The sequence below is a fragment of the Algoriphagus aquimarinus genome, from assembly GCF_900112005.1.
Classification (GTDB): Bacteria; Bacteroidota; Bacteroidia; order Cytophagales; family Cyclobacteriaceae; genus Algoriphagus; species Algoriphagus aquimarinus.
In genome coordinates, this window is sequence record NZ_FOKK01000021.1 from 41,660 (window position 1) to 60,608 (window position 18,949).

General features: G+C 40.1%; 16 protein-coding genes. 8 read left to right on the top strand and 8 right to left on the bottom strand.

Features of this window, described 5'->3' with window-relative positions; genetic code table 11:
- Window positions 1-75: 75 nt before the first annotated feature.
- The 5 genes from BM291_RS19385 to BM291_RS19405 all read left to right on the top strand — a co-directional run bounded on the left by BM291_RS19385 (window position 76) and on the right by BM291_RS19405 (window position 5,003).
- Window positions 76-1,005, top strand: coding sequence for a DUF4412 domain-containing protein (locus BM291_RS19385; RefSeq protein ID WP_092900794.1), 930 nt, complete (start codon window positions 76-78; stop codon window positions 1,003-1,005).
- A gap of 64 nt (window positions 1,006-1,069) precedes the next feature.
- Window positions 1,070-1,579 (top strand): dihydrofolate reductase, encoded by a 510-nt coding sequence (locus BM291_RS19390; protein WP_092900797.1) that lies wholly within the window; start codon window positions 1,070-1,072, stop codon window positions 1,577-1,579.
- Window positions 1,572-2,357: an SDR family oxidoreductase gene (locus BM291_RS19395; protein ID WP_092900800.1), complete on the top strand. Its 786-nt coding sequence runs from the start codon at window positions 1,572-1,574 to the stop codon at window positions 2,355-2,357. The genes BM291_RS19390 and BM291_RS19395 overlap by 8 nt, the downstream gene beginning before the upstream one ends.
- 4 nt (window positions 2,358-2,361) lie before the next feature.
- Window positions 2,362-3,612 (top strand): competence/damage-inducible protein A, encoded by a 1,251-nt coding sequence (locus BM291_RS19400; protein WP_092900804.1) that lies wholly within the window; start codon window positions 2,362-2,364, stop codon window positions 3,610-3,612.
- A 95-nt stretch (window positions 3,613-3,707) separates the two neighbouring features.
- On the top strand, window positions 3,708-5,003 hold the full coding sequence (locus BM291_RS19405) for a dihydrolipoamide acetyltransferase family protein (protein ID WP_092900807.1): 1,296 nt from the start codon (window positions 3,708-3,710) through the stop codon (window positions 5,001-5,003).
- 30 nt (window positions 5,004-5,033) lie between these two features.
- Here the strand turns inward: BM291_RS19405 and BM291_RS19410 are convergent, their stop codons facing one another.
- The 5 genes from BM291_RS19410 to BM291_RS19430 all read right to left on the bottom strand — a co-directional run bounded on the left by BM291_RS19410 (window position 5,034) and on the right by BM291_RS19430 (window position 13,027).
- A complete protein-coding gene (locus BM291_RS19410) occupies window positions 5,034-7,895 on the bottom strand; it encodes a PAS domain-containing hybrid sensor histidine kinase/response regulator (RefSeq protein ID WP_092900810.1) in 2,862 nt (953 codons plus the stop codon).
- Window positions 7,892-8,902 (bottom strand): PDC sensor domain-containing protein, encoded by a 1,011-nt coding sequence (locus tag BM291_RS19415; RefSeq protein WP_092900813.1) that lies wholly within the window; start codon window positions 8,900-8,902, stop codon window positions 7,892-7,894. Before BM291_RS19415 ends, BM291_RS19410 begins: the two co-directional genes overlap by 4 nt.
- Window positions 8,903-8,923: 21 nt before the next feature.
- Complete coding sequence (locus BM291_RS19420) at window positions 8,924-9,163, bottom strand: hypothetical protein (protein WP_092900816.1); 240 nt, start codon at window positions 9,161-9,163, stop codon at window positions 8,924-8,926.
- Complete coding sequence (locus BM291_RS19425) at window positions 9,163-9,576, bottom strand: OsmC family protein (RefSeq protein WP_092900819.1); 414 nt, start codon at window positions 9,574-9,576, stop codon at window positions 9,163-9,165. Before BM291_RS19425 ends, BM291_RS19420 begins: the two co-directional genes overlap by 1 nt.
- A 73-nt stretch (window positions 9,577-9,649) precedes the next feature.
- Window positions 9,650-13,027, bottom strand: a complete 3,378-nt coding sequence (locus BM291_RS19430; RefSeq protein WP_092900822.1) for a methylmalonyl-CoA mutase family protein — start codon at window positions 13,025-13,027, stop codon at window positions 9,650-9,652.
- A 239-nt stretch (window positions 13,028-13,266) separates the two neighbouring features.
- Here BM291_RS19430 and BM291_RS19435 point away from each other — a divergent pair, with 239 nt between their 5' ends.
- The 3 genes from BM291_RS19435 (at window position 13,267) to BM291_RS19445 (ending at window position 16,831) form a co-directional block, all read left to right on the top strand.
- Window positions 13,267-14,559, top strand: a complete 1,293-nt coding sequence (locus BM291_RS19435; RefSeq protein ID WP_092900825.1) for an acetyl-CoA hydrolase/transferase family protein — start codon at window positions 13,267-13,269, stop codon at window positions 14,557-14,559.
- A 72-nt stretch (window positions 14,560-14,631) separates the two neighbouring features.
- Window positions 14,632-15,978, top strand: a complete 1,347-nt coding sequence (locus BM291_RS19440) for a sugar porter family MFS transporter (RefSeq protein WP_092900827.1) — start codon at window positions 14,632-14,634, stop codon at window positions 15,976-15,978.
- Window positions 15,968-16,831: a carbohydrate kinase family protein gene (locus tag BM291_RS19445; protein ID WP_092900830.1), complete on the top strand. Its 864-nt coding sequence runs from the start codon at window positions 15,968-15,970 to the stop codon at window positions 16,829-16,831. The genes BM291_RS19440 and BM291_RS19445 overlap by 11 nt, the downstream gene beginning before the upstream one ends.
- Before the next feature lie 116 nt (window positions 16,832-16,947).
- Here the strand turns inward: BM291_RS19445 and BM291_RS19450 are convergent, their stop codons facing one another.
- The 3 genes from BM291_RS19450 to BM291_RS19460 all read right to left on the bottom strand — a co-directional run bounded on the left by BM291_RS19450 (window position 16,948) and on the right by BM291_RS19460 (window position 18,942).
- Window positions 16,948-17,340 (bottom strand): HIT family protein, encoded by a 393-nt coding sequence (locus BM291_RS19450; protein WP_092900833.1) that lies wholly within the window; start codon window positions 17,338-17,340, stop codon window positions 16,948-16,950.
- Between the two features lie 41 nt (window positions 17,341-17,381).
- Window positions 17,382-17,855: a transcription elongation factor GreA gene (gene greA, locus BM291_RS19455; RefSeq protein ID WP_092900836.1), complete on the bottom strand. Its 474-nt coding sequence runs from the start codon at window positions 17,853-17,855 to the stop codon at window positions 17,382-17,384.
- Window positions 17,856-18,006: 151 nt separating this feature from the next.
- Window positions 18,007-18,942 carry an NAD(P)-dependent oxidoreductase gene (locus BM291_RS19460; protein WP_092900839.1) on the bottom strand — a complete coding sequence of 312 codons (936 nt, stop codon included), beginning with the start codon at window positions 18,940-18,942 and terminating at the stop codon, window positions 18,007-18,009.
- Window positions 18,943-18,949 lie beyond the last annotated feature (7 nt).

Here is an 18,949-nt window from a genome sequence, read left to right on the forward strand (position 1 = left end):
AAAATTATTTCATTTTTATCCTGATTTTAAGGAACTTGAGTCCATTATTTAAACAAATTTTTAAATCCTAAACTCATGAAAAATCTCAATCGCAGTTTCATTATTTTGCTTTTTTTCACTTCCATTTCATTTTCTACAGAAGCTCAAATCCTCAAGAAAATCCAAAATGCCGCCAATAGAGGTGTAGAAAAAGCTATACAACAAAAAGTAGAAAAGGAAGCAACTAAAATCACTGAGAAGCAGCTTGAAAAGTTGTTCTCAGATATGTATGGTGACAGCGAGGATGGAGCACCGGGAGGTCTCGATATGAGCAAAATAATGAAAGGAATTGGTGAGCCTGTGGACACAGAAAGCCAATATGATTTTTTTGGGCATCTGGTTTTTGAAATAATAAGCACCGACGAAAAAGGAAAGACAGAAGATCCAGTTTTATTTAAATCATACTTAGCAGAATCTAGAGATTATACCGGCATGGAGCTAGTGGATCCTAAAAACCCAAATGCTATGACCTCTATGGTTTTTGATATCAAAAATCAGGCATCGATAGTCTTCCTAGACAACAAAGGGAAAAAGTCCAGTTTAGCGTACAAAATGGACTTTGACGAGGTGAATGCGGCAGTTGAAGAACAAATGGAAAGCAATGAGGATGAGTATGAAGTGACACTAGAGAAAACTGGAAAAACGAAAGATATCTTGGGCTACGCTTGTGAAGAATATCATATGCTAAGTGAAGATGGTGAAGGGTATTATTGGGTAACTGCAGAGCCTATAGGAGGTTACTCCTCTTTCTGGAGTGGAAACAGTCCGATGATGACATCCAAAGCCCAAGAAAGATATGCTGAGCAATTTAAAAATATGCCGAAGGGCAGTTTCATGGAATTAAACTATACCTCCAAAGATTCTGAAACGGTCAATATGAAAGTAATAGAAATTGACGAGTCGTCTCCGAAGTCATTAACTATGGCTGAATATCCAAACATCATGAAATCTATGGAACAGCAGTAATTCTGTTCCATTTTGTTTTTTCTCGGGGATAGGCCTGTTATCTTCAAGGCAAGAAGCATTTTGCATGAAAATATCACTTATAGCCGCTCTGGCTACCAACCATGTCATCGGTCAGGAGAATGATCTAGTTTGGCGATTACCTGATGATTTCAAACGATTCAAAAGAATCACTTCAGATCATTTTATCTTAATGGGTAGGAAGACATTCGAGTCTTTGGGCAAGCCTCTTCCTAATCGCACTCATATCGTAATTACCAGAAATAAGAACTACCAAGTTCCTGAAGGGCATTACGTATTCGAGAGTGTAGAGAAGGCATTTATCTTTTGTCAAAAAATGAATGTGGAACATCTCTACGTCATTGGAGGCGGCGAAATTTACGGTCAAACCTTGCCTCTGGCAGATGAGTTAGTACTCACAGAAGTAGAAGCCAGTCCCGAAGGAGACACCTACTTCCCAGGGTTCAATAAAGAAAACTGGAAGGTCACCTTCTCTGAGTTTCATCCAGCCGATGAGCGTCATCAATATGACTTCACCTACGTCAATTATCAAAGAATCCATAAGCAACATGTCTAAAAAAGTAATTTGGATCACTGGTGCCTCATCTGGAATCGGAGAAGCCTCTGTCTACAAATTCGTAAAAGAAGGCTATCAGGTAATTCTTTCTGCTAGAAATGAACAAGCGCTGGAAAAGGTAAAGTCATCCAGTGCTTACCCTCAGAATTGCCAAGTTATTCCACTCGATCTATTGGATCAGGGGTCTTTCGAAGGAAAGACCAAAGAAGCAATCGCAGCTTTCGGCCATATAGATATGATGCTTCACAACGGTGGTATCAGTCAGCGTTCACTGATTCGTGAGACTCCATTAGCAGTAGATCGCAAGCTTATGGAGGTGAATTTCTTTGGAACTGTAGGACTTACAAAAGCTCTACTACCCCATTTTATAGCAAGAAAATCAGGTCAATTCGGCGTGATTTCATCCTTGGTAGGAAAATTTGGGTCGCCATATCGATCAAGTTACGCTGCAGCAAAGCATGCATTGCACGGCTTTTTTGAGTCCTTGAGATTAGAACATTTCGATGACAATATAGCTGTAACGATGATTTGCCCTGGCTTTATCAAAACGGATGTCTCCAAGAATGCTCTAACTGCTGATGGAACTCCACTCAATGAGATGGATAAGGCTCAGGAAAATGGAATGAGTGCGGAACAGTGTGCCAAGGAGATTTTCAATGCCCTTAATCATAAGAAAGAAGAAGTCTATATCGGTGGAAAGGAAACTATGGGTATCTATTTAAAAAGATTTGTCCCTACAATTTTCACTAAGATCCTACGTAAATCAGAAGTAAGATAACCTTATGAAAGTAGTCAGAGCCGAAATAATTGCCATTGGAGATGAGTTACTCTACGGGCAAATTGTAGACACGAACAGTCATTGGATCAGTCAAGAGCTTGATCTAATGGGAGTAAAAGTGGTCAGAAAAACGACCGTTGGTGATGATAGAAAAGATATACTTGCGGCTTTTGCTTCGGCTGAAGCTAGAGCTGATATTATTCTGATCACGGGCGGTCTCGGTCCTACACAGGATGACCTGACCAAACCACTAATGGCAGAATATTTTGGCTGCCCTATAGTCGAAAATTCAGCCGCCGTGGAAGCAGTCACCGAGTTCTTTAAAAAGCGAGGAAGAGAAATAACTCCTCTAAATGTATTACAGGGACATCTTCCAGCGTGTTGTACCTACGTCCCCAATGAGGTAGGCACAGCACCAGGCATGTGGTTTGAACGCAATGAAACCTACTGGATGTCTATGCCAGGCGTGCCGCATGAGATGCAAAAACTGATGACAGACTATGTGCTACCAAAGCTTCCAACTCTTTTCCCACTACCTGTCATTGTACACCGAATGGTCAAAACTGTCGGAATTGGAGAAAGCTGGCTAGCCGATTTGATAAGAGATTGGGAAAATGCACTTCCAAAGAATATTCGATTGGCATATTTACCTTCTTTAGGTCATGTCAAACTTCGACTTACAGGTTTTGGCACGGACAAAACTGCAATCGAAAATGATATTCAACAACAAATTGACCTGATTCTCCCGAGTATAGACAAGTACGTATATGGCTATGATTCAGAATCTTTAGAAACTGCCATCGGCAAGCTTTTGACTACAAATAACAAAACGGTAGCTTTAGCCGAAAGCTGTTCTGGCGGTTACATTTCTCATTTGATTACCAGTATATCTGGGAGTAGTTCGTATTTTCAGGGATCTGTAATTCCATATCACAATCAGTTTAAAGAGGAAATTATTCATGTTAAGAATGAAACCTTGTCATCATTTGGCGCTGTGAGTGAGGAAACTGTGAAAGAGATGTCAACTGGAGTTCGCGAATTATTCAAGGCAGACTTTGGTTTGGCCAGTAGCGGAATTGCAGGACCTAATGGAGGAACGACGGAAAAACCAGTGGGAACAATTTGGATTGCATGTGCAGGAGATGGATTTGTAGAAACTAAGAAGCTACAACTAACTCAGGATAGAATGCTTAATATCCAACTGACAGCGGTTGCAGTTTTAAACTTGCTACGAAATTGTATTTTAGAGAAATAACGAATAAAATTTCTATTGAAAGGTTTGGGATAGTGTTTTAGAAAATTTAATTTTAAAACTTGTATATAAACCCAATAAATTATTAAATCATAACCATGGCGATTGTAGAAATGCTAATGCCCAAAATGGGCGAAAGTATCATAGAAGGTACAGTGCTGACCTGGCTGAAAAATGAGGGTGACACTATCGAACAGGATGAATCTGTTCTTGAAGTCGCTACCGATAAGGTAGATACTGAAGTTCCCTCCACGCATGCTGGCGTATTAAAGCAAATTCTTGCTAAAGAAGGAGATGTAATAGCTGTGGGAGCTCCAATAGCAATCATTGAAACATCTGGCGAAGAAAAGTCAGCCCCAGTCAATCCTGAGCCCATAGCGAACCAACTCAAGGATGAGCTTATCGCTTCAGCACCAGAAAATACAGCCTCAATTTTAGAAGCTCCAATTAATTCTGACTCTCTCGATTCAGGTGATGAGAGATTTTATTCTCCTTTGGTACAAAGCATCGCCAAAGAAGAAGGCATATCCAAAGCTGAACTTTCCAAAATCCCAGGTTCGGGTAAAGATGCCAGAGTGACGAAGCAAGATATGATGGACTACTTGAAGTCTAAATCTGCCTCAGCTAAACCAGCTACTTCAATTCCATCTATTTCTGCTCCAAAAATTCAGATGAGTATTTCTGGTGGAGACGAGATCATCGAAATGGATCGTATGCGCAAAATGATAGCTCAGCGTATGTTGGAGTCAAAGCGTATTTCAGCTCATGTCACTTCATTTGTGGAAACTGACATGACCAATATAGTATTGTGGCGAGAAAAAAATAAGCTTGATTACAAAGCCAAATTTGGCGAGTCGATCACTTACACTCCATTCTTTATTGAAGCAGTTTCTAAAGCTATCCGAGATTTCCCAATGATCAATATCTCCGTAGATGGAGATAGAATAATCAGGAAAAAAGATATCAATGTAGGAATGGCCGTAGCATTGCCGAATGGAAACTTGATTGTTCCTATCATCAGAAATGCTGATCAGTTGAACCTAGTTGGGATTTCCAAAAAAGTAAATGAACTAGCGAATCTTGCTAGAAACAACAAGTTAAACGCTGACCATCTCGCTGGAGGCACCTACACAGTTTCTAATGTGGGTTCTTTTGGTAATGTAATGGGAACACCTATTATACCGCAGCCACAAGTAGCAATAATGGCTGTAGGTGCTATAGTAAAGAAACCTGCTGTAATAGAAACTCCAACAGGTGATGTGATAGCGATCAGACATAAAATGTTCCTATCCCACTCTTACGATCATCGAGTAGTTGATGGCTCCTTAGGAGGAAGATTTGTCAAGAGAGTCTCAGATTACCTGGAAGCATTCGATATCAATACCCCTCTATAATTTCAAAGCCGGTTTTATAACCGGCTTTTTTCATTCTACTTTCTTAGAGGCTGATTTCAGGGAATATTCCTTTATTTTTTCCGCCAAAGAAATTAGACGTATCGGTTTGGTCAGGTAATCATCCATGCCCGCTTCTGCCGCTTTTCTCTGATCCTCGTCAAAGACATTGGCCGATAGACCAATTATAAATATCTCTCCTTTTTCACCAAGTGCTCTAATCTTTTTTGATGCCTCCAGTCCGTTAAGTAAAGGCATTTGCACATCCATCAGGATCATATCAAACTCTTTGGCTTTGACTAACCCCAATACTTCCAATCCATTTTTTGCAACTTCAAAATCATATCCCAATTGGTCAAGCATTAAAGTCATCAGCTGGAGATTAAGATCATTGTCTTCTGCCAGTAGAATCTGCGCTGGATATTCAGCAGCCATCCCATTCCAATTCGTTCTCTTTGGAAGCTCACTACTAGGATATTCTTTTACAAATTTTGCCTTTTTTAATATTACCGAAAAAGCAAAGACCGCCCCTTCTCCAAACTCACTGGAAATAGTCAATTCCCCTCCCATCAATTCAACAATTTTTTTGGCTATAGCTAAACCCAATCCTGTTCCTTGATAACTACGTGAACTTGAGCTTTCTACTTGATAAAATGGATCTGTTAGTTTGGCTATTTCCTCCTTAGGAATACCAATACCACTATCTTTCACACTGCACTGAAGGTAATTAATGTCCCCAGAAATATTCTCTATATCAAGCTTCACTGATACCGTTCCACCTCTTGAGGTGAACTTTACAGCATTTCCCACAAGATTAAGAATCACCTGATTGATCTTTTCTACATCCCCCTCCATCAATTCACTGGTTCCTGCCCCGTGAGTAGTTGTTAGAATTACACCCTTCTTTTGGGCTAAACCATAAAAAATTTGCACCTGCTTATCTAATTCTTCAGCAGGTGAAAAAACTATAGAATTGACTTCAATTTTCCCAGCCTCAATTTTTGAATAATCGAGAATATCCTTGATTATACTCAGCAATGAATTCCCTGAATTTTTGATGATATCAAGGTATTGTAGCTGCTCCTCATCCAGGCTTGTTTGATCTAGCAAATCAATAATTCCCAGAAGACCATTCATAGGAGTCCTGATCTCATGGCTCATGTTGGCGAGAAATTCAGACTTAGCTCTGCTTGCTTGATCAGCTGCATTCATAGCATCTACCAAACCCTTTTCCCAAATCCGCTGGCTGGTAATGTCTTTGGAAATAGACATCATCCTTTTTCTATCTAAAGGAAAAAATCTTACCTCAAAATATTGATTTTCTTGACCCAAATCGATCTTCAGGTCCACGGTCTGAATTTGCTCGGTTTTCCTAGCCAAGTTAAAGGCAAATTGAGTTTGTTCTCGTTGCTTTTTCGGAATCAGGTCAAACAAGTAATCACCTATGAGTGAGCGATTTACTGATTTTAAAAATTTTTGATCTCTCGCATGTGTTTCAAGAACTCGCCCCTTATTATCATAAATAAATATGATATCAGGTATATTATCTATCAGGTTTTGAAGCCGCTTCCCACTTTCTATCAATTCTTGATTGCTTTGAAATTGGCTAGTAATGTCAGTACATATACCTAGGCCACCCTTAAAACCACCTTCTTCATCGAAGACTAATTTCTCGAAAATTCTCAAGTGTACTTTAGTACCGTCTGGCTTATGAAAATCATATTCTACATCGATGAAAGACTTATTTTGACTTAGTGCACTTTTCACCAAACTCTTCACATTTAGAACATCTATATGTTCACCTTCACTGCTAATAGCATCCAAAAACTCCGATTTTGGATGCCCAAGTACTTCCTCTACTTCATCACTGACTTGGGTAATCCTCCCTTTGTGATCATGAAAAAACACGAAACCCCTAAGCTCCTTTAAAAGTAGATTTTGCTGATCAAAAAGCTCAGAAATCTCTTCCGCGCTTTCCTTAAGCAACTTCTGTGACTCCAGGTTATTCTGCAGTGAAAGCGTAAAGAAAACCACCGTTCCCATCAGCAGAAATACGAATCCTGAAAATAAGAATAGGTAAGTACTATAAATGCCCCCCGTGATTGAGTCAGACTCAACCATGAATAATAGAGCAGCATTATCATAAAACTCACCTAAATTAAACGGGTATTGTACCAAGATACCAGAACCAGAATCTGGCTCTTTCTCCCAGTCAATTTCATAAATACCAATCACACCAATCTCTACATCATCTTTGATTCGCTTTAAGGACGCCTCATCTATTTCCAGCATACTGGCATCCAGACCGGGATCCAGATTTTCCATCTTTTCTCCCAGCATAAGGAGCTTACTCCCACCTTTATTCAAATAATAGTGAGTCACAAAATCTTTGGTAAATCTCACTGGATCCAAAGAAAATGTAAGCTTAAAGCCCAAACCATTTCCTTCAACTGTAAAAATAAAATCGCGATCAGCTTTGGTAGGGATTTGACCTACCGCGAAATCACGTATAAAATCATTCCTATCAGTCTGAGTCAAATAAATTGTAGAATCCTGAAGGTCTACCCAAACAGTATCAATGAGCCTAGGATAATTATTAAATACACGTCGGACTGCAATTGTAAATTCATCTCTAAAATCATCTTGGTCCAAGTCCTCATCTTCTAGATATTTTATCAGAGAACTGGCATTAACTTCAAATCGATCTATCTCGATTTCAATCTCCGTAGCAGCGAGCTCGGTCTGTTTCCTCAGAAACTCCCTTTTAGATTTGGTCTCAGCATCTGATATCGCTTTAAAAAAACTCAACCCAAGTAATATTACTAGAATCACTAGGACGCTTCCTATGACAATCATTAGCCAAAAATCTCTACGATATCCTATTCTTTGCCTCATAGAGTTTTGGTTTCAATTTCTATCAAATACCAATCAAGAAATGTAAATGGGACTGCGTAAGCAGCCTTAGGACTGAATTCATCCTTAAAGAAAAAATGGTTTTCCTTCTTCAAAATAATTGATAGAGCCATTTCACGTACCTCTCTATTCTTACTATTGAATAGATTATAATCTGAAATTCGAAAATTATCCGCAAGAATAGTCTCTATATAAACATGATTAAGCAATGGAGGAAAGCTTAAAGCTTCAATCGCAGCAGCTTTACCTCCAACTATATCTCCTTTACCATTTACTATCAAATATTCCCCTTCCTTCGACTCTATATACCTACTAATAATCTCATCCACAGTGATGTCAATTCCCAGCACAGCATACAACTCTCCATCTTCTAATACAGGATGAATCAAGGATAGAATCCACCCCCTACCTGCTGGATCTATATAAACATCAGGAATCCACACAGGACCTTTCGTTGGATTATGCTGAAAATCTCCCTCGTAATAGAAATTAAAAGTGGTCAAATCTAAATCCGGAGTTAATAGGGAATTAGCATCGTAAGCAGGATAAACACGTGATACCTGATCTTTAGCATTAAAATAAACTTGCGCAACAAAGGAGTAATTTTCAAATGTCTGATTAAACAGTGAATCCATTCCATTCGTGATTAGCACATTATTCATTGCTGCGTCATAGTCTGGGGTGGTATTCAAAATCACCACAGAGCTAAGTTTTTGGGAGTTCTTGGGAGTGTTGGTAGAAAAAGGCCCATCAAAACTATACTTACCAACATCCGCAAACTTCAATAAACTGTCTCTATTTGCCAGAAAAAACTCAAAGTGATCCTTTAGGTGAATAATCTCATCATTAAGCTCAGAAAGCTCTGATTCCATCTCCAGTACAATTGATCTATCAACCGTGGTGCTATGATTACCATCATTTATCTCTGAAGAACCACAGGATGTAAAAAATGCAAGTATTGTAAAAAACCAGACTTTAGGTGCCTTCATAAGATATGGATAAGAGGGAAATTATAAATTTTCCACTTCAGCACGAAATGATTGACCCATTTCCTTAAACCTTGCCTTTACTTTTTCAAAAAAATCCCCAGTCCAAAAAATCTCTAAATCCTCTTCAGCCAACACATCCGTTTCTGGTATTTTGAAAGTCTGCTCCATCGGCCCCAATTCATACTTGAGGATGTATTTATTATTCCAGGAGAACATACTGATCCGTATGTCCTCCTGAATGAATTCCTTGACAACCCTCATTAAGATGTTCTTACTTCTGATGAGAACGTTATGGTTGCTGTCAATGAAGAAGCCACCGAACAGTATTTCTCTACTGATAAGGCTACCACCTTTGCAAATTCTTCCTCTTTGGCATCGGGAGAAATCAAGATGAACTTCAAATGTATATCCGTGTAATAAGCTGGTACTCCATCGTTACGATTACCTTCTACTTCTACGATAAAATCTGTGACAGTTTTGCGCTTTTTTTTCATCATCAAGACCGCGTCTACAGATGCACATGAACCTAAGGCAGAAAGCAACATATCCATTGGAGACTGTGCCTTTTTTTCCTGAGGATCATACATATCGATCTGTACTACATTTCCTTGAGGATTTACTGCTTCGTATTCGTGATCCGCCTTCATGCGAACCGTTACATTTCTTTTTGCCATATCTATTTATAGTTACAAAATTGGAACATGCTTTTTCTTTATAATCTTCCAATTTTTCAATGTTGAAATCAGTTTACATATTTCGGCGATACTGACCGCCTACTTCGTAAAGAGCATGAGTAATCTGTCCAAGTGAACAATACTTAACAGCCTCCATTAGTTCCTCGAATATGTTCTCATTGTTTACAGAAACTTTTCTAAGCGCCTGTAGGTGTTTTTCAACCAATTCTGGATTAGCCGCATGTAGCGTTTGCAATGTCTTTATCTGACCTTGTTTTTCCTCCTCCTCAGCCCTGATCACTTCTCCAGGAGTTACTGTAGGCGATCCTTCAGACGACAGAAAAGTATTTACCCCAATAATAGGATATTCACCTGTATGTTTTAGCATTTCATAATGCATACTTTCTTCCTGTATTTTACCACGCTGATACATTGTCTCCATTGCACCCAGCACACCACCACGTTCCGTGATTCTATCAAATTCCACGTACACTGCCTCTTCTATTAAGTCTGTCAATTCTTCAATAATAAAGGCTCCTTGAATAGGGTTTTCATTTTTAGCTAACCCCAATTCTTTATTGATAATCAACTGAATAGCCATCGCTCTACGAACTGACGCTTCAGTAGGAGTTGTAATCGCTTCATCGTACGCATTCGTATGAAGCGAGTTGCAATTATCATAGATCGCATAAAGCGCTTGCAACGTAGTTCGGATATCATTGAAGTCAATTTCCTGCGCATGAAGTGAGCGACCTGAAGTCTGGATATGATACTTCAGCATTTGCGAACGCTCATTAGCGCCATACTTTAGCTTCATGGCTTTTGCCCAGACCCTACGGGCAACTCTACCAATTACTGCATATTCAGGATCGATTCCATTGGAGAAAAAGAAAGAGAGGTTTGGTGCAAATTGATTGATATCCATACCACGACTCACGTAATATTCTACGTACGTAAAACCGTTGGAAAGCGTCAAAGCCAACTGCGTGATAGGATTGGCTCCTGCTTCAGCAATGTGGTATCCAGAGATAGACACAGAGTAGAAGTTTCTAATACTCTGCTCAATGAAGTATTGCTGCACATCTCCCATCAGTCTCAAGGAGAATTCAGTGGAGAAAATACAAGTATTCTGAGCCTGATCTTCCTTCAGAATATCCGCCTGCACCGTTCCCCTCACTCTCGCGATGGTATCAGCTTTGATTTTCTTATAGACTTCGGCAGGCAACACCTGATCACCAGTCACTCCCAAAAGCATCAACCCCAAGCCATTGTTTCCCTCAGGAACTTTAGCATTATACGTTGGCCTAGGAAGATTTTTGCTTTTATAGATCTGATCTATTTGCTGATCAATCTCTGTTTCTAAACCATTCTCCTTGATATAAACCTCACACTGCTGATCTATTGCAGCATTCATAAAGAACGCGGTCATCGTAGCAGCTGGTCCATTTATAGTCATTGACACTGAGGTCATTGGATCCACTAGATTAAAGCCTGAGTAAAGCTTTTTTGCATCATCCAAACAGCAGACATTCACACCCGAGTTTCCAATTTTACCATAAATATCAGGGCGGTAATCTGGATCTTCTCCATACAAGGTTACGGAGTCAAAGGCCGTAGACAGACGTTTTGCATCCATACCTTTGGATACATAATGGAAGCGCTTATTGGTACGCTCTGGCCCACCTTCTCCTGCAAACATTCGAGTAGGATCTTCTCCTTCTCTTTTAAAAGGGAAAACTCCCGCGGTATAAGGGAACTTGCCTGGTACATTTTCCCGTAAACCCCATTTCAAAATATCTCCCCATGCTTCATACTTAGGCAAAGCTACTTTCGGAATTCTAGTCTCCGAAAGTGAAGTAGAGAACGTTTTAATCTTAATTTCTTTGTCTCTTACTTTAAATACATAGAAGTCTTCGGAGTATTTGGCAGCTTCAGAAGACCAGTCCTCCAACCATTTTTTGTTTTTAGGATCAAACTCAAGCTCCACTTGAGCATACACTTCCTGAAGTTCTTTGATCAAGCGATCCTTGTCCTCCACCTTGGTATTTTCTATTGCTTCAATAGACTTAGTAATGCTATAAAGCTGCTGAGCAATCTCTTTCTGCTCATCTACCCAGACATCGTAGTTTCGGTTAATCTCTGATATTTCAGACAGATAGCGAGTTCTAGCTGGAGGAATGATGTAGATTTTTTCTGAACTCCCTGCAGTCAATTTAAATGTACTATCCAGTTCTGGATGCTTTGCAGCAATCTTGGAAATCAACGTGCGATAAAGCTGATTCATGCCAGGATCATTGAATTGCGAAGCTATGGTACCGAAAACTGGGATATCCTCATCCTTGGTTTCCCACAGATTATGATTACGCTTAAACTGCTTTTTTACATCACGAATTGCGTCTAAAGCTCCTCGTTTATCAAACTTATTCAATGCGATCACATCAGCAAAGTCAAGCATATCTATCTTCTCCAATTGGGAAGCAGCTCCGTACTCAGGAGTCATCACATAGAGTGATAGGTCTGAGTGTTCAACGATCTCTGTATCCGATTGACCTATACCTGAAGTCTCCAAAATCACCATATCATATCCAGCAGCTTTCACAGTATCCACTGCATCCTGCACATATCTCGATAGCGCAAGATTGGATTGTCTGGTGGCCAAAGAACGCATGTACACACGTGGATGATGAATCGCATTCATACGAATTCTATCTCCCAGCAGTGCTCCACCTGTTTTTCGCTTAGATGGATCAACTGATATGATTGCCAGTGTTTTATCCTCGAAGTCCATGATGAATCTTCGAACTAATTCATCCACAAGAGAAGACTTACCAGCACCGCCAGTTCCTGTGATTCCCAACACAGGAGTTTTAGAATCCTTACTTTGATTTCTTACTTTCTCTAAGAGTGCAGAAGAATTTTCAGGGAAGTTTTCGAATGCTGAAATAGCTCTGGCAACATGCTCTTTATTATCAACCCCTAATACAAATCCTTCTGGAATTTCATCTCCTATGGCAAAATCACATTGACTAACCAAATCGTTAATCATTCCTTGCAACCCCATAGAACGTCCGTCATCCGGTGCATAAATTCGGGTTATACCGTAATCCTGCAATTCCTTAATCTCTTCAGGAAGAATAGTCCCTCCTCCTCCTCCAAAAATCTTCACATGAGCAGCGCCTTTTTCGCGGAGCAAATCATACATGTATTTAAAAAACTCCACATGTCCACCTTGATAAGAAGTAATAGCAATCGCTTGTACGTCTTCTTGAATAGCACAATCCACGATCTCTTGTACAGATCGATTATGTCCTAGGTGGATTACCTCACAGCCAGTAGACTGTATGATTCGGCGCATGATATTAATCGCTGCATCATGCCCGTCAAACAAGGATGCTGCAGTAACGATTCTAATGTGATTTTTGGGTTTATAGCTCTCAGGAATGGTAGTCATGGAGTTGGATTAGCTTGTGTATTATTCTTTTCTCAGGAGCAAAGAAAATTTTCATCTCCTTGTTGCTCATAGCACAAATATAGTAATTATAAAGGTGCTCTACTTTCGCTATTACATGAAAAACAAAATATAATTTGGCTCCTTAAGCTCCCCAATTAAGCTAAAATGCACTTTCATCAGGATTTTTCCCGACCTTGGGTAGCAAGCCTTGAATATCATTTTAACTTTATTTTTACCATATGATCACTTACGTAAGTCCGGAAGTTGCCGTTTCTTCTATCCAAAGTCACCAAAGAGTTTTCATCCACGGAAGTGCTGCTACTCCGACTACACTTTTATATGCTTTGGCGGCCAGAAAAAATGAACTGAAAGATGTAGAAATTGTGGCCATTACCACCTTAGGAGACATGCCCTTAGTATCGGATGAATGTAAAAACAGCTTTTACATGAACTCCCTCTTTGTGTCTCAGAATGTGAGAGCGGCAGTCAATTCTGAGCATGGAGGCTACGTTCCCATTTTTCTAAGTGAAATTGGTCATCTATTCAGACAAAACATACTTAAAATTGATGTGGCTATTGTGCAGGTGTCAGAACCTGATGCACATGGGTTCTGTACATTGGGCACATCTGTGGATGTAGCCAAACCGGCTGTAGAGACTGCCCGAATAGTAATAGCACAGGTAAACAAGCAAATGCCACGAACACATGGCGATGGTCATATTCACATTTCCAAGTTTCATGCAGCAATCCATGTAGACGAACCGCTACCTGAGGTGAATTATGGAGATAAGATTACAGATATAGAGCGACAAATAGGAAACCATTGTGCATCACTTATAGAAGATCGCTCTACCTTACAAATGGGCATAGGAGCTATTCCAGATGCAGTGCTAGATTCCCTTAAGCAACACAAGGATCTTGGAATTCACACAGAGATGTTCTCAAATGGCATTTTGGGCCTGCTCAGATCTGGAGCCATTACCAATAAATACAAGAAAAAACACCCAGGTAAAATAGTCTCCGCATTCGTCACAGGCACGAAAGAACTATACGACGCAATAGATGACAATCCCGAGTTCTCCTTCCATGAAGCAGCTTATGTAAATGACACCGCTGTAATTCGTAAGAATCCAAAAGTAATCTCCATCAACAGCTGCGTTGAAATGGACCTTACTGGTCAAGTTTGCGCTGATTCAATTGCTAGCTATCAATACTCAGGAGTAGGTGGGCAAATGGACTTCATGCGTGGAGCATCACTTTCTGAAGGAGGCAAACCCATCATGGCGCTAACATCGTCTACTCGCAAAGGAGCTTCCAAAATTGTCCCATTCCTCAAAGAAGGTGCTGGAGTAGTCACCACACGTGCTCACATGCAATATGTGGTTACAGAATACGGAATGGTAAATCTTTACGGTAAAAATTTACGCCAGCGAGCTTATGAGCTAATGCGAATCGCACATCCGGACCATAGAGAAGATTTAGAAAAAGCAATTGTCGAGCGATTTGGCAGCTTCATATACCCTTTTAGGTAAAGCATTTTAAGATACAGTTTTGATTTATTCGGCTTCTGGTTAGTTTAGCAAACTTTATTAAACCCAGAATCCATGAATTCAAAACAATACGTATTCTTTTTATCGATTACTGCTGCCTTGGGCGGTTTCCTTTTTGGTTTTGACACTGCAGTAATTTCTGGTGCTGAACGTGCAATTCAGGATGTATGGGGACTAGGTGATCTTGCCCATGGCTTAGCCATAGCAATGGCTCTTTACGGAACTGTGATTGGAGCCTTATTCGGAGGGGTTCCTGCGGATAAATTTGGAAGAAAAAAGAGTTTGCTTTGGATTGGAGCATTGTATTTGATTTCTGCCGTGGGCTCTGGATTGGCTCCAGATCCTTATACATTTATGTTTTTTAGATTTATCGGAGGATTGGGAGTAGGGGCATCTTCAGTAGTTGCTCCCATGTATATTTCTGAAATTGCTCCTGCTAAAAATAGAGGATTACTCGTCGCACTTTATCAGTTCAATATCGTCTTCGGAATCCTTATCGCCTATTTATCAAACTACCTGATAGGCACAGCTGGCATTGCAAACGACTGGAGATGGATGCTTGGCGTGGAAGCAATTCCAGCCCTGATCTACTCCGCTATGATCTTCAGGATTCCAGAAAGTCCTCGTTGGTTGATTTCAAAATTCAATGACCAAGTAAAAGCCAGAGAAATCTTAACCAGAACTGATCCTGATGGAGTAGATGAAGCGATTCGATTGGCAGTAATTGAAGAACAAACCATCAAGCAAAAAGGAAGCTTCTCTGCCCTATTTACCAAAGCATTCTTGTCCACTACCATGCTGGCTATTTTCATTGCCTTTTTCAATCAGGTTTCAGGCATCAATGCGATCATCTATTTTGCTCCTCGTGTCTTTGAAATGGCAGGAATATCTACCGAATCAGCCCTCTTTTCCACCATAGGAATAGGCGTTATCAATCTCCTAGCAACCTTTGTTGGGTTGTATTTAATAGATCGTATAGGCAGAAAAAAATTAATGTACATCGGCTCGATTGGTTACATCATTTCGCTCTCACTGATGTCATACAATTTCCTTGTGGGAGGAATTGACAATTTCTGGCTACCAATATTCGTATTTGCTTTTATAGCATCTCACGCGGTAGGTCAAGGAGCTGTGATTTGGGTATTTATTTCCGAAGTATTCCCTAATGAACTTCGTGCTTACGGACAATCCATAGGATGTTTTACCCACTGGATATTAGCAGCATTGATTGCTAACGTCTTTCCATATTTCGCTACTCAGTTTGGTCCAGGTTACATCTTCGCATTCTTCGCACTGATGATGGTATGGCAATTACTTTGGGTGAAATATAAAATGCCAGAAACTAAGGGCCGCTCATTGGAGGAGATTCAACAAGATTTACACAATACCAATGCAGCATAAAGCAGTCATATTCGGAGAAATGTTATGGGATTGCCTCCCTTCAGGTCCTGTACCTGGGGGTGCACCAATGAATGTCACACTTAACCTACATCAGCTAGGGTTAGATTCTAGACTAATTTCCGCTGTGGGAAAAGATACGGAAGGTCAACAACTTCTGGAATTCTTAGAGACATTCAATCTTCCTTTGAATTTGATTCAATTTAATGCTGAGCACAAGACTTCAAAGGTTTTAGTAAATGTTGATGATCCGGAAAATATCAAGTACACCATCGTATCACCCGTAGCATGGGATTTTATCCATTGGAATACTGAAATAGATGAGGCTGTCGAAGCTTCGGATGCTTTTGTATTTGGCACCCTTGGGGTTCGCAATGGTGAAAGCCTAACCACCCTTCTCAAATTACTTCATCATAAAACCTTGCGAGTTTTTGATGTTAACTTCCGTCCTCCATTTTATGATTTTGAGATTATTGAGACCCTACTCGGTTTCACAGATATTCTAAAAATCAACGAAGATGAGTTGGATATTTTTGCAGACTATTTTGATGTTGAACCTAGTGTAAAAAGTGTCTGTAGTCACCTAGACCAGCATTACCCTATGGATCTGATCTGTGTAACTCAAGGATCGAAAGGTGCTTTGATCTACAAAGACGGACACATCACCTCTCATGAAGGCTATAAGGTGAAAGTGGCTGATAGCATCGGAGCTGGAGATGCTTTCCTCAGTGGTTTTATCAAAACATATTTAGAAGATCAACCTCTGGATCAGGTTTTAGACTTCGCTTGTAAACTTGGAGCTTTCGTAGCAAGCAAAAAAGGTGGAACACCTAGGTATGAGGTTTCTGATTTGTAAAGTGCTCGACCACAATACTCAGTCGCAGTATTCAAAACGCTACGCGTTAGTGATAAACAATTTGAGCTGAATGGTTATTGAGAGTGTATACTGATCACCGCGACTGCGAGTGCAAACTAAACCGCCTCTCTAATCCTCTCCGCTATCTCCGCCAATTCCTCATTACTAAGCTTCAGCTTCGCACGAGTGAAATTAATATCATCCATTGAATTCAAAGGGACGAGATGAACGTGAACATGAGGAACTTCAAGACCGATCACAGCGACACCTACTCGTGTGCATTTGATGGTTTTATCAATGGCCTTCGCTACTCGCTGTGCAAAAACATGTAAGCCAGAAAGCACTTCTGGCTCCAAATCAAAAATGTAATCAACTTCCTGCTTTGGAACAACGAGCACATGACCTTTGACTAAAGGCATGATATCTAGGAAAGCAATGTAATTTTCATCCTCTGCTACGATCTGAGCGGGAATTTCTCGATTGATGATTTTGGTGAAAATTGAAGCCATAATCTGTAAAAATAAAAATCCCGACATATGCCGGGATTGAGTTAGAATGAAATATCTAATATTTCGAATTGAAGTGTTCCTGCTGGAGCTACTACCTCAGCAATATCACCTATTTTTTTACCTACAAGGCCTTTTCCAAAAGGAGAAGCAAGAGAAATCTTACCTGCTTTCAAATCAGCCTCTTGCTCAGAAACCAAGGTATAACTAACAGTCATGCCGTTTTTCACGTTTTTGATCTTCACCGTAGTCAAGATCCCAACCTTTGAAATATCCAGTTGAGAGCTATCAAGAACTCTCGCATTTCCAACTACAGCTTCCAACTTAGCAATTTTAAGCTCCAGGTGTCCCTGGGCATCCTTTGCAGCATCATATTCGGCATTTTCGCTAAGGTCACCTTTGTCTCTAGCTTCCGCGATCTGATTAGATATATCAGTTCTGCCTTTTGTTCTAAGCATTTGAAGTTCGTCCTTCAATCGCTTCAAACCCTCTTCAGTATAATATTGTATTTCTCCCATAATCTACTCTATTAAAAAGCTACAAAAACAAAGTAACGGTCGCAAGACGTGACCGTTACCTTGTTATTAGCTTGTATTTGAACTACAAAGATAACAAAGCTTTGAAACAAAGCAAAGCCGCATTTTCTTTGACCAACTTTTGAAAACTTGTTTAAGAGCCCTTAAAGGCCTTTTTGATCCTTTTTGCTAAAACTTTATTAATCTTTTCATAAGATTCATAGGTCCAACCCGCTACGTGAGGACTAAACAATACATTCTCTCGCGCCGCCAACTTTTCAAATTCGGCTTTTTGATCAGGAGTGAACTTCTGGAACTTTTCATTTTCCAAAACATCCAACAAAGCACCACGCAAGATGCCCTGATCTAAAGCCTCATTCAACGTCTTGAAACTTATCACCTCTCCCCTAGCTGTATTGATCAACCAGAAAGGTTTGGCAAAACTTTTAAGCTCCTTCAAGGTGAAAAAATCTTTCGTCTCAGGAGTAAGTGGCACATGTATACTCAAAATATCTGCCTCAGCTTTTAGCTTTTCCCACATCACTTCCTGAACGACATCATCGCCAAAATCCATCTTAAATTTATCATAGGCTAGAATTTCAACTTTAAAGCCTTGAAGGCGGTGAGCAAAGGATTTACCCATATTGCCATAGCCCATGATGCCCACAGTTTTTCCTGCCAGCTCATGGCCACGATTTCCTTCTCGATCCCAAATGCCTTTTCGAACTTCCTGATCGGATTTTCCCACATTATTAAATAATGACAAGAGCATTCCGACTGCATGTTCCGCTACCGCATCTCTATTTCCCTTAGCAGCATGGAAAAGCTTAATGTCATGTTCAGCCATATACTCCAGATCTATCTTATCCAGACCTGCTCCAGCTCTACCAATGAATTTAAGATTAGTTGCTCGCTCCAAAAGATCTCGATCCATCGGAGTCTTTGATCTTATGATGAGTCCATCAAATTCCGCCACAGTAGCGATGATTTCCTCCCGATTGATTTCAGGTGCGTAGATTACCTCATGTCCTTCCTTTTGCAGCATAGGCATGATACTTTCATGCATTTCGTCAATGATAAGAATCTTCATTTTTTGA